General features: G+C 62.2%; 15 protein-coding genes. 5 read left to right on the plus strand and 10 right to left on the minus strand.

Annotated elements, in window-relative coordinates:
- Positions 1-2: 2 nt before the first annotated feature.
- Together BLW50_RS05930 and BLW50_RS05935 are read left to right on the plus strand one after the other, a co-directional pair.
- A complete protein-coding gene (locus BLW50_RS05930; protein WP_090698857.1) occupies positions 3-635 on the plus strand; it encodes a DUF998 domain-containing protein in 633 nt (210 codons plus the stop codon).
- Between the two features lie 186 nt (positions 636-821).
- Positions 822-2,018, plus strand: coding sequence for an MFS transporter (locus BLW50_RS05935; protein ID WP_090698860.1), 1,197 nt, complete (start codon positions 822-824; stop codon positions 2,016-2,018).
- A gap of 59 nt (positions 2,019-2,077) precedes the next feature.
- Here BLW50_RS05935 and BLW50_RS05940 read toward each other — a convergent pair whose 3' ends face one another.
- Entirely contained in the window at positions 2,078-2,995 is a 918-nt protein-coding gene (locus BLW50_RS05940) for an alpha/beta hydrolase (protein ID WP_090698864.1), read from the minus strand.
- A 137-nt stretch (positions 2,996-3,132) separates the two neighbouring features.
- Here BLW50_RS05940 and BLW50_RS05945 point away from each other — a divergent pair, with 137 nt between their 5' ends.
- On the plus strand, positions 3,133-3,780 hold the full coding sequence (locus BLW50_RS05945) for a hypothetical protein (RefSeq protein ID WP_090698868.1): 648 nt from the start codon (positions 3,133-3,135) through the stop codon (positions 3,778-3,780).
- A gap of 7 nt (positions 3,781-3,787) precedes the next feature.
- On the opposite strand, the gene BLW50_RS05950 is transcribed toward BLW50_RS05945, so the two are convergent.
- Entirely contained in the window at positions 3,788-4,171 is a 384-nt protein-coding gene (locus BLW50_RS05950) for a GFA family protein (protein WP_090698871.1), read from the minus strand.
- Between the two features lie 108 nt (positions 4,172-4,279).
- Here BLW50_RS05950 and BLW50_RS05955 point away from each other — a divergent pair, with 108 nt between their 5' ends.
- Together BLW50_RS05955 and BLW50_RS05960 are read left to right on the plus strand one after the other, a co-directional pair.
- A complete protein-coding gene (locus BLW50_RS05955; RefSeq protein WP_090698873.1) occupies positions 4,280-4,879 on the plus strand; it encodes a 2'-5' RNA ligase family protein in 600 nt (199 codons plus the stop codon).
- 208 nt (positions 4,880-5,087) lie between these two features.
- Positions 5,088-6,551 carry an MDR family MFS transporter gene (locus tag BLW50_RS05960; protein ID WP_090708768.1) on the plus strand — a complete coding sequence of 488 codons (1,464 nt, stop codon included), beginning with the start codon at positions 5,088-5,090 and terminating at the stop codon, positions 6,549-6,551.
- 9 nt (positions 6,552-6,560) lie between these two features.
- Here BLW50_RS05960 and BLW50_RS05965 read toward each other — a convergent pair whose 3' ends face one another.
- The 8 genes from BLW50_RS05965 to BLW50_RS06000 are packed head-to-tail and all read right to left on the minus strand — an operon-like array spanning position 6,561 to position 13,788.
- Complete coding sequence (locus BLW50_RS05965) at positions 6,561-7,316, minus strand: SDR family NAD(P)-dependent oxidoreductase (protein WP_090698877.1); 756 nt, start codon at positions 7,314-7,316, stop codon at positions 6,561-6,563.
- A 49-nt stretch (positions 7,317-7,365) separates the two neighbouring features.
- Positions 7,366-7,701, minus strand: coding sequence for a cupin domain-containing protein (locus BLW50_RS05970; RefSeq protein WP_090698881.1), 336 nt, complete (start codon positions 7,699-7,701; stop codon positions 7,366-7,368).
- A gap of 32 nt (positions 7,702-7,733) precedes the next feature.
- On the minus strand, positions 7,734-8,612 hold the full coding sequence (locus BLW50_RS05975; RefSeq protein ID WP_090698885.1) for a branched-chain amino acid ABC transporter permease: 879 nt from the start codon (positions 8,610-8,612) through the stop codon (positions 7,734-7,736).
- Entirely contained in the window at positions 8,605-9,393 is a 789-nt protein-coding gene (locus tag BLW50_RS05980) for an ABC transporter ATP-binding protein (protein ID WP_244544144.1), read from the minus strand. Before BLW50_RS05980 ends, BLW50_RS05975 begins: the two co-directional genes overlap by 8 nt.
- Positions 9,390-10,376 (minus strand): branched-chain amino acid ABC transporter permease, encoded by a 987-nt coding sequence (locus BLW50_RS05985; protein WP_090698888.1) that lies wholly within the window; start codon positions 10,374-10,376, stop codon positions 9,390-9,392. The genes BLW50_RS05980 and BLW50_RS05985 overlap by 4 nt, the downstream gene beginning before the upstream one ends.
- Positions 10,345-11,067, minus strand: coding sequence for an ABC transporter ATP-binding protein (locus tag BLW50_RS05990; RefSeq protein ID WP_090698890.1), 723 nt, complete (start codon positions 11,065-11,067; stop codon positions 10,345-10,347). The genes BLW50_RS05985 and BLW50_RS05990 overlap by 32 nt, the downstream gene beginning before the upstream one ends.
- Positions 11,064-12,206 carry an ABC transporter substrate-binding protein gene (locus tag BLW50_RS05995; RefSeq protein WP_170850009.1) on the minus strand — a complete coding sequence of 381 codons (1,143 nt, stop codon included), beginning with the start codon at positions 12,204-12,206 and terminating at the stop codon, positions 11,064-11,066. Before BLW50_RS05995 ends, BLW50_RS05990 begins: the two co-directional genes overlap by 4 nt.
- A 31-nt stretch (positions 12,207-12,237) precedes the next feature.
- The gene (locus tag BLW50_RS06000) at positions 12,238-13,788 is read right to left on the minus strand and encodes a hydantoinase B/oxoprolinase family protein (RefSeq protein WP_090698896.1); all 1,551 of its coding nucleotides are present in this window, start codon (positions 13,786-13,788) and stop codon (positions 12,238-12,240) included.
- Positions 13,789-13,792: the final 4 nt, after the last annotated feature.

The following is a 13,792-nucleotide window of genomic DNA, read 5'->3' on the forward strand; positions in this document are numbered from 1 at the left end:
CTATGATCGCTGATCAATCCTATATCCGCCTGTTGCTGTTGGCTGGAATCGCGGCAGGACTGTTGTTCTTTGTCGTTCCAACCATCGAGGTCTTCCGGCGTCCAGGGTTCAGTATCGAGCGGCATGCGGTCAGCGTGCTCAGCCTTGGCGAAGGCGGCTGGATCATGAAGGCCGTGTTCGTGATCAGTGGCCTCCTGACGCTTGCCTGCGCGCTTGGGGTGCATCAGGTCATCGGCAGCAAGGGGAGCGGGCTGGCCTGCGCTCTCCTGATCGCTGTCTATGGCATCGGACTAGTGCTGGCGGGCGTTTTCGATGCGCCCGCCGGATTGGGGTTTCCGCCAGGAACGCCAGATGATCAGCAGCCCGTGATGACGCCGACGGCGATCGTGCACAGCATGGCGTTCATGCTCGCCTTCGGAGCGCTGATCATTTCCTGCTTCGTCTTCGCCTTCCATTTTCTGAACGATCAGCAGTCGATTTGGGCTGCCGTCTCGCTGATCGCTGGCCTGGCGCTTCCTGCGCTGATCGGGCTTGGCATATCCAGCACCATCGCGCCGGGGATCGCCTTTTATTGGGCGGGGATGCTCGGATGGGGCTGGCTTGGTGTCACGGCCTATTTGTTGTCACAGCCATGATGCCACATCGATCATATCAGGGTCCTTGAATTGCTTTCGGGCGGCCAAAACCGCCCGGTCAAAATAGGCAAAAAATTCGTTCCCGATGTCGGAATGACCGAGGCTCCTGCGTCCTTGAGAAAGACGACGGCATCTCGGGCAGGGTTTCGGGAGGCCGGCAGGATCGCAACCTGAGGACAGCCGGACATGAGCTCTTATCGTTGGGTGATCGTTGGCGCTGGTGCGCTGATGACCTGTGTCGCGCTCGGCGCGATGTTTTCGTTGGCTATTTTTCTCGAACCGGTGGCGACCGACACCCATTGGTCGCGCGCCGGCATATCGAGCGCGATGACGTTGAATTTCCTGGTCATGGGCTTTGGCGGCTTTGCGTGGGGCGCGGCGACCGACCGTTTCGGGCCGCGTGTGGTGGTGTTGAGCGGCGCTGTGCTGCTCGGCCTAGCGCTCGTTTTGGCGAGCCAGGCGGGAACGCTGACGACCTTCCAGCTCATTTACGGGATCTTGGTCGGGCTCGCCGCCAGCGCCTTTTTCGCGCCGATGATCGCCACCACCACGGGTTGGTTCGAGACCAATCGTAGTCTCGCGGTCTCACTGGTTTCCGCCGGCATGGGTGTGGCGCCGATGACGATCTCGCCTTTCGCGCGCTGGCTCATCACCGCTTATGACTGGCGCACAGCGATGTTCACCATCGGCGTGATGGCCTGGATATTGTTGATCCCGGCGGCGTTGCTGGTGCGCAAGCCGCCTGTCGTCACCAGTGGTGGCGCAGGACAAGCGCTCGGCAACGGACCCGGCATGTCGGTGAAGGACGCTCTGCGCTCGCAGCAGTTCTGGGTGCTGGGCCTGACGTTCTTTGCCTGCTGCGCGGCGCATTCCGGCCCGATCTTCCACATGGTCAGCTATGCGACCTTGTGTGGGATCGCGCCGATGGCCGCAGTCAGTATTTACAGTGTCGAAGGTCTGGCGGGCTTGGGTGGCCGGGTTCTGTTTGGCGTCCTCGCTGACCGGCTTGGTGTCAAGCGGGTGCTGCTTACCGGATTGACGTTGCAGGCGTTGGCGATCGCGGCCTATCTGCTGGTTAGCCGGCTCAGCGAATTCTATGTGCTCGCCGCCATTTTCGGGATGATCTACGGCGGTGTGATGCCGCTCTATGCGGTGCTGGCGCGGGAATATTTCGGGCAGAAAATCCTCGGCACGGTGTTTGGCGCGGCAACTTTGTTGTCGAGCATCGGCATGGCATTCGGCCCGATGGCTGGTGGTCTGATTTTCGATGCTTATGCCAGCTATGCGTGGCTCTATATCGGCTCCGCGCTTGTCGGGCTTGGTGCCGTGGGAATAGGGCTGGCCTTTCCGCCATTGGTGCGTCGACAATTGCAACCAGCCTGATCGCTCCACTTTGTCATCCCGATGCCGGCGTAATCGGTATCGGGAATGACACCGAGGATTTAGAACCCTATCTCGGCGAGGAACCGTACGATCCTAGGTCCGGCGAAGCCAGCAAAGCTCGTATCATCCACCGGGTCGGTGACGAAGAAATGGCCGGCGCCGGGAACGACCACGGTGCGGACGTAGAAACCCGCTTGTTTGAGTGCGAGGAGAAACGCGCTCGACTGGGTAGGGGGATCGACGATGTCGTCATCGGTGCCATGGATCAGCAGGAAACGGATTTGGTTCCGGTCGACGGTGGCGTAATTGATCGGCGACGACTCAAAGAAGACTTTTCGATTGGTATTAGGTGCGGCGCCCAAAAATTTCTCCGCGATATTGTCGCGTGGGCGGGTGACGAGATCGTGCTGCCACTGCGCCTGCATGTCGTAGACGCCGTAGAATCCGACGACCGCCTTTACCTTCGCCGAAACAGAGGCGTTCGGATCGGACTTATACTCGCTTGAGTACAGCGGTTCCTCGCCGGCGAGCGCGACGAGCGCGGCGAGATGGCTACCGGCGCTGTCGCCGATCAGGCCGAGGCGATCGGGATCGACGCCGAGCGTCGCTGCATTGGCGCGTACATATTGGATCGCCGCCTTGGTGTCGTAGACCGCGCCGGGATAGCTGCGCGCCTGCGGCTTGTTGAGCCGGTATTCGATGGCGAAGACCGCATAACCGTTCTTGGCCAGATAAGGGCCTAAATTCTGGTAGATTTTGCGGTCACCGACCTGCCAGCCGCCGCCATGGACGGCGACCAGGACCGGGGCTTTCTGGACGCCTTGCGGCAGATAGAGATCGCCGACGAGCTTCACCTGGTCATGTTCGACGAAGGTGATGTCATTGCGCGTGGTCACCGCATTTTCGGCATGGGCGATGGGCGTGATAAGAAGCGCAACAGCTGCGGTCAGGGATAGAAAGCGCCACGATCTGAACATCCAAGCCTCCCTCAGACGCCGGACTAGGCGGGTTTGCTCGCCAGTCGGTCTTGACTCTTTTAGCTTAACGTCGATTATCTTAATCTCAAGACATACCGATTTAGACTTTGAGATATAGACTTAAGGAGGGTGAGCACATGAGCCATCCAGAAAACACCGGTGTTACATTTAAATCGGTTTCCGACGAATTCGAAGCAGCCTGGAATGATCCAAACCACAGCCGGTTCGAATTGCCGGCCGTCGCCGTCAACAGCAAGCTGCGCGAGAAATATACGGTGGCGCCCTCGGTGCGCATGTCACGCGATAAGCTGTGGGATATGGAGCGCAAGAAGGCCTGGGATCCGGCCAGCTTCATTCCCTATGTGGTGTCGGAAGGAAAATCCTGGGGACGACATAAGCTGAACGACGGCACGGAACGGTTCTTCCGCGCCTCCGACCAACTTGGTTGGATCGACAACAAGGCGCACGGCACGGTGCTGGAGGAAGTGCTAATCGACAATGAAGCGCAGCGCATCCTGTTCATGGGCCGGGCTCAGTTCGCCGATGACACAGGCCATCAATTGCACGCCGGCGACTTCCAGCCCTTGTTTCATGTGGAGCATGCGGCCGGCGGCGACGACAGCGATCCCCTGAATCTCTGGCGCATCGTCGTGCTGACCAAGGCGCGTGACGATCGCTATACAGAGCCCTTCAGGGATATGGTGCGCCAGGGTTGGCTGCCGGGCTTCGTCGAAATCTACATCGAGCGAGAGTTCAACTGTAAGCTGACGCGCAAAGCGGCGTGATGGCGCGTTAGATGATGAGCTTGCTGCCTTCGATCTTGACGCGGGGCAGCCGTGCGAGATCGACTGCCTCCAGGCAGCGCACATTGATGGCCCATCCATCGAAAGGCGCAGCACCGGCCGCGAGTTCGCTCGCTGTCGGTGCGCTTGGCCGGCGAAACGGCAGGATGCCGCAAACCCGGCAGATGTAATCCGCCGCCGTTCCGCTGCCCCAGCGATAGATCATCATGTCTTCAACGGGTGTGAGGATGCGGAGGGCTTTGTCGGGGACGCGAAACGTCAGCGCGCCACGCCGCCGGCAGATCGAACAATCACATTCGCGCACGTGATCAATCTCGGCTTCGACCTCGAAGCGAACCGCGCCGCAGTGACAGGAGCCGTGATGAATCGTCATCGCGCGAGCATATCATTGCTGGATTGTCCGATCATGGCGCTTGCGTTTTGTTCTCTTTTTGTTCTATTGTAATGATTGGGGACTGCAGGCGGCGTGGGAGTAGGCGTCATGCAGTATGAGTTCGATTTCGATGAACGTGCGCTGCCTAGGCCGAAGTGGCCGGAGCGGATATTCTTCGCGTTGTTTCCCGATGCCGAAACGGCGGTTCGCGCCGAACGGTTTGGGCAGGTTTTTCGTCGTGAGCATCGGCTCGCTGGGCAACCGCTTTTGACGGAGCGCTTGCATATCTCCTTGCATCTCATTGGCGACTACAAGCGGGTGCGCGGCAAATTCATTTACGCAGCGCGGCGGGCCGGTGATGCGGTTGCGATGAAGCCGTTCGAGGTTACGCTGTCCGGGGTTTCCACTTTCGCCAGCGGACGTCCCAACCGGTATCCGCTGGTTCTGCTTGGTGAAAGCGAGGCTTTGCGTGACCTTCACCGGCGGCTCGGGGTGGCGATCGACAGCAACGGCCTGCGGGCCGCTGATCAATTCGCCCCCCACATGACGCTTTCTTATGGCCCAGACACGATCCGTCCGCGCGAGATCGAGCCGATCCGCTTCGTGGTGTGGGAATTCTGCCTCATTCATAACGAACGTTGGCTTGGCGAACTCGGCACTTATCATCTGCTTGAGCGCTGGCCCTTGGTGCTGCCGGCCATGCGCTGAAGGCTTAGCTTTCAGACGTTTCAGCATTGCCTTAGCATTGACGCCGTAATGGGCCAGGGGATAGAAGGAGCGGCCGAAACGAGAGCAGGTCGGATGGTTAGCCCGGCCACTTCCCAAGAAACACTTGGGGCAGCATTCTCGACCTAGCGGATCCAAGGCAGCGCATCGCATGCGCCGATGCATCCGCTCTCTGTCCAAAGCAGCCGTCATGAACGTTCAAGAAAATTTCGATCCTCGCCCGGACGAAAGGCTCGGCCTCAGGGAAAAACGGGCGATCGTCATCGGCGTCATGGTCGTCATGCTGTTGGCGGCGATCGACCAGACCATCGTGACACCAGCCATGCCGACGATCGGCAGCGCGCTGGGCGATACCGAATATCTGCCCTGGATCGTCACCGCCTATCTGGTGACGGCGACGGCATCGGCGCCGCTCTATGGCAAGATCTCCGATAGCTATGGCCGGCGCCCGGTGATCGCTGCGGCGGTGATCATCTTTCTCCTCGGTTCGGTGATCTCAGCGCTCGCGCCCACCATGCTGATCCTGATCGTCGGCCGCGCCGTGCAAGGCATCGGCGGCGGCGGTCTGCTGGTCCTGGCGCAGACCGTCATTGGCGACACGGTGCCGCCGCGCGAGCGTGCCGCCTATGCCGGCTATATTTCGGCGACCTGGGCGATCGCCAGCCTGGCCGGGCCGCTGCTGGGGGGGTTCTTTGCCCAGCGCTGGCATTGGTCGCTGATCTTTTGGGTCAACATCCCCCTGGGCATCGCAGCTTTGTTCATTCTGGTCGGCCCGCTGAAGAAGCTGGTGGTGCCGTCGCATCGTCATCGTCTCGATTTTGTCGGTGGCCTGTTGACCCTGGCGGCGACGACGACGTTGATGCTGGCGCTGACCTGGGGCGGCGGCACCTATCCATGGCTCTCAGCCCCCATTCTGTCGCTGCTTGGTGGGTCTGTCGTCTTATGGCTGCTGTTCGTGTTCTGGCTTGGCCGGGTGGAGGAGCCGCTGATCCCGCTTGAAGTGCTGCGCAACCGGATCGTCGCCGCCGCCACCCTGGCGTGTTTCTTCGGCATGGGTGCGAGCCTGGCAGTGGCCGTCTACGTACCGATCTATCTGCAGGCTCATCTGGGACTGTCGGTGGCGGCATCCGGCGTGGCGTTGGTCGCTTATATTATGGGAACGACCATCGGCAGTGCCGTGATCGGCAAGATGGTGGCGCATGTGCCGCGCTACAAATATCTGGCTGTGGGTGGTTATGCTCTGGCCGCTGTTTGCCTGACCATACTGGCTCTGCACTCCACCACCGCCTCGTTGTTTCTGACGGAAACCCTGCTTTTCCTTGCTGGCTTCGGCATGGGCTCGATGTTTCCCATCGGCACGGTCACGGTTCAGAACGCGGTCGACTATCGCCATCTCGGGGTCGCCACGGCTGTCTTGAGCTTCATGCGCAGTTTGGGCAGCGCCATCGGCGTGGCAGCGGTGGGCGCTATCGCGCTGGCCAGCGGATTGCCGGGCTTGCGCGAAGGCGCCACCGGCAATGCCGCGCTCGAACTGGCGACCGCCAGCGCTTTCCGCGACATTTTCCTGGCAGGCGCGGTGATCTCAGCGCTCGCCGCCCTGTGTTTCCTCGCCCTGAAAGAAATACCGCTGCGGGCAACGGTGAAGGGCGAATAACCCGGTCGTCTATCCCGTGCCGACCGCAGCAATGCCCAGGCCGGAAACGCGGAAGCCGACTGTCTGCGCATGCGCCGGGTTGGTGATGATATCGATCACGGCCTTGCCGACGATCGCTGGTGTTACCGGCGGGGTCATGCCTTTCTGTTGCTTGATGTCGTCTTCGGAAACGCCGAGATATTTTGAGAAATCCTTGAGCGCTTCGCGACCGACTTCCGTGTCTGGCGCCATCACCGGCAACAGGCAGTGAACATTAATGCCAAACTGGCGGGCTTCGCCCGCTACGCCCTGCGCGAAGGCGAATATGGCGGCCTTGGCCGCCGCGTAACTGGCATTGACAAAGACCGGCCGAAGCGCAGCGCCGCTTGAGCCGAGAATGACCGTGCTGCCCTTGTCGAGAGGGAGCAACAAAGCTTCGCGCATCCAGAGAAAGGCAGCCTTCACATCGGTTTCATACTGAACCGAAAAGGTCTCCCAGCTGTGGAGGCGGGTTGGACGATTGAGGCCACGGGCGCCGGCATTGAGCACAACGATCGAGGGCCTTTCGCGCTCGATGGTCCGCCCCGCGAACACCGGGTCCGTCACATCGCCCTGCGCCGTCGCAAGATCGCCTTTCACCTCACGCTTGAGCGCGTCAAGCGATTCAGAGTTGCGCGCGATGGCGACGACCCGCGCCCCCTCGGCCGCCAGGGCCTCGACGATACCGCGGCCGAAACCGCGCGTGCCGCCTGTGACGACGGCGGTCTTGCCTGTTAACGTACCCATCGGGCCTCCTCTGCCAGCGCGTCGGCGGAAGGTTCCGTGGCGCCAGCTCTCAGGAAGAGTACTCCGGCCGGGTCGGCGTGAATACGTCGAGATTCATCACCGGCTCCTCGCCGATCACTTCGCCCCAATGTTCGACGTTCGGCGGCACGACGAGCACGCTGCCGGGCCCGAGGATATGCTCCTCGCCACCGACGACGAACTTGATTTTGCCGCTGATGATATAGGCGATCTGCTCGTGCGGGTGCGAATGCGGCCGGGGCTCGTGGCCAGGCATCAGCCGGTTGATGGCGATGGTGGCGCCGGTGCCGGAAAAGCCCTTGCGATCGACGCCTTCGCGCACGTGCGTCCAGTCGGTTTTGCTCCAATCGATCTTGCTGATGTTCATGGCAGGTCCTTTCCAGATGTTGATCGATTATATCACTTGCTGGCGCCGACGATGCCGCCGGGGCGCAGGAACAGGAAGATGAGCAGCATCGACAGGGCCGCGACATTCTTAAGCCCAGAGCCGAAGCCGGCGATCGCCGCCGCTTGCACCACGCCCAGCAGCAGGCCGCCGAGGAAGGCACCGGACGGTTTGCCGAAACCGCCCACGATGGCGGCGATGAAGCCGGAAATGGCGAAGGGCACGCCGACATTGAAGGCGGTGTATTGGGTCGGCGTGATTAGCACGCCGGCGAGCGCGCCCAGCGCGGCGCTGAGCGCGAATGACAACGCCAGCATGCGCTTGACCGGAATGCCCTGTAATGCCGCCGCCTCGCGATCGATGGCGCAGGCGCGCATGGCCTTACCGGTCTTGGTCTTTTGAAAGAAGACGGCGAGGCCGGCGACGATGAGGCAGGAGGTGGCGAGGATCCAGATCAGTTGCAGGCTCACCGCGACGCCGCCGAATTTCAGCGGCGGCAGATCGGTGAAGACGGGCAGGGTGCGCGGCTGATCGCCGACCGCGAGCAGGGTTGCCCGTTCGACCACGATCTGCGCCGCTAATGTGGCCAGTATCATCACGAACATGGTGGCGTTGCGGTCCCACAACGGGCGCACCACCAGCCGTTCCAGCATCGTGCCGGAGGCCGCGACCAGGAGAATGGCGATGATGGCGGCGATGGGCAGTGGCAGACCAAACCGGCTCAGCACCACTTGCGTGAGCATGCCGCCCAGCATGACGAAAGCGCCTTGAGCGAAATTGACGATGCCGCTGGCGTTGTAGATGACGCAGAAGCCGATACCGATCAGGCCGTAGATGCAGCCGGTGCCGAGGCCGCTGACCAGAACTTGCGCGAAATAGGTATAATCAGACATCGGCGATCTCCACGCCGCCCAGATAGGCTTCGAGCACGGCCGGATGTTTTCGCACCTCAGCTGGTGTGCCCTCGGCGATCTTGCGGCCGAAATCGAGCACGACCACCCGGTCGGCAACCGACATGACCAGCGACATATCGTGTTCGATCAAAAGGACGGTGACGCCGCTGGCGGCGATCTGCCGGATCATCGCGGCGAGATGTTTGGATTCGTTGGAGTCGAGGCCGGCGGCTGGCTCGTCCAGCAGGATGAGGCGTGGTTGGGCGGCGAGCGCCCGTATCAGTTCGAGCAGGCGTTGTTGGCCATAGGAGAGAATCTTGGCCGGCTGGTCGGCGAGGGGCGTCAGGCGCGCCATCTCAAGAAGCTCGCGCGATGTCGCCTCGACGCGGGCTTCTTCCGCGCGCGTCGAGCCCGGGCGCAGCACGGCGGCGAGCAGGCCGCTCGATGTGTGCAGATGCTGGCCGACTTTCACATTGTCGAGCACGCTCATTTCGGGAAATAGCTGGACGAGCTGGAACGTGCGCACGAGGCCACGCGCCGCGAGTTTGTCTGGCGTCAGCCCGACGATGTCGTCGCCCTCGAAACGGATCGTGCCTTCGGTCGGCGGCAGGAAGCCGGAGATCAAGCTGAATAGGGTGGTTTTGCCGGCGCCGTTGGGGCCGATCACCGCCGTCACGCCGTCCGCCGGCACCTCGAAGCTGACGTCGCCGACGGCGATGAGGCCGCCGAAGCGCTTGCTCAGCCCGTTGATCGACAAGCGGGAGGTCATGGAAGCACTCATGACTTAACCCTCAAGGGGCGGCGCTCGAAGAAAGCGGCGAGGCCGCGTGGCGCGTAGATCAGCAGCAGGATCAGCGCCGCGCCATAGAACAGGTCCTGGTAATCCTTGAAGCTGCGCAGCACTTCCGGCAGCAGGCTGATCAAGAGGGCGCCGACGAGCGGGCCGGCGATGCTGCCGATGCCGCCGACATAGAGCATGGTGAAGCCGAGAATGACCATATGCAGCCCGAACACTTCCGGGCTGACATAGCCGACCACGTGAACGAACAGCGCGCCCGACAGCGCGGCGAAGGCGGCGGCGGTGAGGAAGGCGATGAGCTTGGTGCGCGCCACGTTGATGCCGAGCGCCAGCGCCGCGTTCTCGGAGGCGCCAAGCGCCAGGAAGGCGCGGCCCATGCGAGAGGCCTTGATGCGCGCGGCGACGAAGGCTGAGAGCAGCGCGATAATGGAGAGGGTGGCGAGCAGGCCGCGATCGGAAATGATCTCATAAGAGCCGATGCCGAGCGGCGGAATGCCGGAGATGCCGAGATAGCCTTGCGTCAGAGATTGCCATTCGACGGCGATCTCATAGGTGATGAGGCCGATGGCGAGCGTCGCCATCGCCAGATAGTGGCCCTTGAGGCGTAAGGTCGGATAACCGATGACGAGCGCGATCAGCACGGCCAACGCGATGCCGGCGCAGATCGCCGGCACGACAGGCCAGTTATAGGTCGTCGTCAGGATCGCCGAGCCATAGCCGCCGAGAGCGGCGAAGGCGTTCTGGCCGAAGGTGACTTGATTGGCGAAGCCCATGAACAGGTTCAGGCCGGTCACAAACACGGCATAGACCAGAGCGAAGGCGATCACGGTTGCGGCATAGCCGCCGACCACGAAGGCATAGCCGACGATGACAGCCGACACCGCCCAGGGCCAGATGCTCAAGGGCAGCGCGCGCAGCAGCAAGCCGCCGCGATCAGTGGAAGTAATATTGCGCAAGATCGTCATGTGAGGTCAGGTCACGCGGATCGAGACAGGCCACGATACGGCCGAGAACGAGCACATAGGCACGCTGCGCCAATTTCAGCGCGGCGGGCGCCTTTTGTTCGACGAGCAGGATCGGCAGGCCCTCGTCACGCAGCAGAGCCAGCTTTTCCATGATCTCGGCGATGACGCGCGGCGCCAGGCCGAGCGAGGGTTCGTCGAGCAGGAGAATTTTCGGATCGCTCATCAGAGCGCGGCCGATGGCTAGCATCTGCTGCTCGCCACCGGACATGGAGCCGGCGGTTTGCGCGAGACGTTCGCCGAGACGGGGGAAAAGCGCCAACACGCGGGTGAGCCGGCGCTCATATTCGGGCTTGTCGCCGCGCAGGCGATAAGCCCCGAGCTGAAGATTTTCCGACACCGTCATGGGGCCGAAAATGCCACGCCCCTCCGGCACCAGAACCACGCCACGCGAACTCACCGCCACCGGATCGTGCCGCGGCAATGGCTGGCCGCGAAAGCTCGCGGTGCCCGTGGTCGTGGCCAGGCCCAGGATCGCGCGCAGCAGGGTCGACTTGCCGGCCCCATTGGGGCCGAGCACGGCGACGAGCTCTCCGGCGCAGACATGAATGTCAGCGCCAGACAGCGCCTGCACATGGCCGTAGCGGGCCGTCAGGGCTTGCGTTTCAAGAACCCGCGCGGGGGCCTCTGTCATTCCACGACCTTCGGTTTGCCATCGACGATGGTGGCGATGAAGAACGGATTGATCGTCAGGCCCTGATGCACGGTGGGGCTCATATTGTAGACGCCCGTGGTGCCCTGGAAGCCGGTCAGTTGTTCAAGCGCGTCGCGTACCGCCGGGCCGTCAAAGGATTTCGCTTTCTCGATGGCGGCGACCGTCAGCATCACCCCGTCCCAACCGCGCGAAGCCCAGTTCGGATCGCGATCGGCGAATTTCTCGTGCCAGGGTTTCAGGAATCTGCCGATCTCGGTCTTGAGCGCACCGTCGGGCAGGGCGTTATTGACCTGCGACGGTGAGGCAACGAAGAAGAATTTGTCGCCGAGCACGTCCGCCACCGGCTTGAAGACGGCGATGTCTTCGAGGCTGGTCAGCAACAGCAGGTTGGAGCCGAGCTGTTTGATGTTCTTGGCGGCCGTCAGCGTGGTGCCACCGAGGCCGATCTTGAGGATCGCGCCAGCGCCGGCCGCCTGCATCTTGGCGATTTGCACCGAAAGGTCAGCGTCGTCCTGCTTGTATTGTTCGATACCGACGACCTCGATGCCATATTCGGCCGCCGCTTTCTCCGCCACGCCCTTCTGCAGATTGGCATAGGGGGTGGGGTCATGCAGCACGCCGACTTTGCGGATATTGGTCTTGTTCTTCAGATATTCGTAGCGCTTGGTGATTTCGAAGCCGGCCGGCGGCAGCGTGGAGAAGGCCCATTTCACCTGATCGGGCTGCTGCGGCAGGATGGAGCAGAGCACCATCGGCACTTGCGCGCGCACGACAAGGCCGGCGGCGGCGAAATTGCCGGCCGAGACGCAGCCTGAGATGAAGATATTGACTTTGTCTGAGGTCAGCATCTTGCGATAGACAGTCACCGCTTCCTGCGGCTCGGAGCGATTGTCCTCGACGATCACTTCAAGCTTGCGGCCATTGACGCCGCCCTTGGCATTGATGGCGGCGGCGGCCAGTTCGACGCCATCGCGCCAGGCGCGATCGACAGTGGCGGCATAGCCGGTGAGGCCGGCGGAAATGCCGATCTTATAGGTCTCCTGCGCGCTGGCGGCTGAGGCGGTGAGGACGGCAGCAAAGCTGGCGGCCGCCAATACGGCGTAGTGTCTCCCTTGCATATTCTTTCTCCCTCTCCTGTTTATGCTTAAATCAGTAGTTGGACGATCCGAAACCGCCCCCTCCGGGCGTTTCCAAGAGAACAACGTCATCGGGCTGCATGGTCAGCTTACGTGGTTCGCTGACATCGCGGCCATTGACTTGAAACACACCCTTCTGGCCCGGCGAACCGCCGCCGACGCCGTCAGGCCCGGAGGCGAGACGGCTTGGCACGGCGTTGAGCAGCCAGGGATCTTCAGTGAGCATATGGAACTGGATGATCTGGCCGTCGCCGCCGGCCGTGCGACCCTGGCCGCCGGAGCCGCGCCGCAATTCCTTGCGGTCGAAAACGATCGGCATGGCTGCTTCGAGAATTTCGATCGGCACGGCCGCGACGCCGGTGGGATAGCAGGTGGCGCTGGGGCCGGGTTTTGTGGCGCGCGCGCCCATGCCGCCGGAATAGTTGAACATGGACGAGGTGAAGGCGTTGCCGTCGGCTTTCTTGCCTTGGATCTGCATGGTCCAGACCGCGCCCGAGCCTTCCGCCAGCACCCGCTGCGGCATGACCTGATAGAGCGCCTTGAGGATCGGCATCGGCACATACATGCCGACCACGTGGCGCGCATTGACGGGCGCCGGATAGCGGCAATTGACGATCGAGCCTTCGGGCGCCTTGACGATGATAGGCGCCAGGCTGCCGGTGTTGTTGGGCAGTTCCGGGTTGAGGCAGCTGCGGATGGCGAAGGTGGTATAGGCGTGGGTGTAGTTGAGCACGACATTGATGCCGGTGGTCGTCTGCATCGAGGAGCCGTCGAAATCGACGGTGATGCTGCCCTTGTCGGCATCGACGGTGAGCGCGGTCTTCAAGGTGATGATCTCGCCGCCGGGCACGTCGAACTTGCTCTCGCCGTGATAGACGCCGGGTTTGAGCTTGCGGATGGCGGCGCGCGTCGCCTCCTCGGAGCGGGCGATGATCTCGTCCGACAAGGTTTCGATATCGTCGAGCCCGTGGCGACGGCACAGCGCGATGAGATGATCGGCGGCGGCATGGCCGCTCGACACCTGGGCGGCGAGATCGCCGAACACGGCGTCGGGCGTGCGCACATTGCGGCCGATCATGGCATGCAACACTGGATTGGGGACGCCGCGCTCATAGAATTTGAGCGGCGGAATCCACAAGCCTTCCTCGTGCACGTCACGCGCACCAGCGCCGATGCCATAGCCGCCGATGTCGGTGTGATGGATGGTCGAGCCGATATAGGCGATGATTTTGGTGCCGTCGTAGATCGGCGTCAGCAGAGTGATATCGAAGAAATGGCCGGCCGAGAGCCAGGGATCATTGGTGATCAAAACGTCGCCCGGCTCGCATTTGCCCTCGAAGAGCTTGACGAGATGAGCGCCAGCGAAGGCGAGCGAGTTGATGTGGCCAGGCGTACCGGTATTGGCCTGCGCCACCATGCGGCCGCGCTGGTCGAATAGAGCGCAGGCAAGATCGCCCGCCTCGCGCACGATCGGGCTGAAGGCGATGCGCTGCAATGCCTTGGCCCGCTCGCTGACGATGCCAATCAGGTTCGACCACAGGATTTCAAGTTCAACGGCGTCCATGAAT

The organism is Beijerinckia sp. 28-YEA-48 (assembly GCF_900104955.1).
Lineage (GTDB): Bacteria > Pseudomonadota > Alphaproteobacteria > Rhizobiales > Beijerinckiaceae > Terripilifer.

What these genes read in the sequence shown, in the direction of transcription:
- BLW50_RS05930 (WP_090698857.1), top strand. Translation starts at nt 3, where the DNA reads ATGATCGCTGATCAATCCTATATCCGCCTGTTGCTGTTGGCTGGAATC.
- BLW50_RS05935 (WP_090698860.1), top strand. Translation starts at nt 822, where the DNA reads ATGAGCTCTTATCGTTGGGTGATCGTTGGCGCTGGTGCGCTGATGACC.
- BLW50_RS05940 (WP_090698864.1), bottom strand. Translation starts at nt 2,995, where the DNA reads ATGTTCAGATCGTGGCGCTTTCTATCCCTGACCGCAGCTGTTGCGCTT.
- BLW50_RS05945 (WP_090698868.1), top strand. Translation starts at nt 3,133, where the DNA reads ATGAGCCATCCAGAAAACACCGGTGTTACATTTAAATCGGTTTCCGAC.
- BLW50_RS05950 (WP_090698871.1), bottom strand. Translation starts at nt 4,171, where the DNA reads ATGACGATTCATCACGGCTCCTGTCACTGCGGCGCGGTTCGCTTCGAG.
- BLW50_RS05955 (WP_090698873.1), top strand. Translation starts at nt 4,280, where the DNA reads ATGCAGTATGAGTTCGATTTCGATGAACGTGCGCTGCCTAGGCCGAAG.
- BLW50_RS05960 (WP_090708768.1), top strand. Translation starts at nt 5,088, where the DNA reads ATGAACGTTCAAGAAAATTTCGATCCTCGCCCGGACGAAAGGCTCGGC.
- BLW50_RS05965 (WP_090698877.1), bottom strand. Translation starts at nt 7,316, where the DNA reads ATGGGTACGTTAACAGGCAAGACCGCCGTCGTCACAGGCGGCACGCGC.
- BLW50_RS05970 (WP_090698881.1), bottom strand. Translation starts at nt 7,701, where the DNA reads ATGAACATCAGCAAGATCGATTGGAGCAAAACCGACTGGACGCACGTG.
- BLW50_RS05975 (WP_090698885.1), bottom strand. Translation starts at nt 8,612, where the DNA reads ATGTCTGATTATACCTATTTCGCGCAAGTTCTGGTCAGCGGCCTCGGC.
- BLW50_RS05980 (WP_244544144.1), bottom strand. Translation starts at nt 9,393, where the DNA reads ATGAGTGCTTCCATGACCTCCCGCTTGTCGATCAACGGGCTGAGCAAG.
- BLW50_RS05985 (WP_090698888.1), bottom strand. Translation starts at nt 10,376, where the DNA reads ATGACGATCTTGCGCAATATTACTTCCACTGATCGCGGCGGCTTGCTG.
- BLW50_RS05990 (WP_090698890.1), bottom strand. Translation starts at nt 11,067, where the DNA reads ATGACAGAGGCCCCCGCGCGGGTTCTTGAAACGCAAGCCCTGACGGCC.
- BLW50_RS05995 (WP_170850009.1), bottom strand. Translation starts at nt 12,206, where the DNA reads ATGCAAGGGAGACACTACGCCGTATTGGCGGCCGCCAGCTTTGCTGCC.
- BLW50_RS06000 (WP_090698896.1), bottom strand. Translation starts at nt 13,788, where the DNA reads ATGGACGCCGTTGAACTTGAAATCCTGTGGTCGAACCTGATTGGCATC.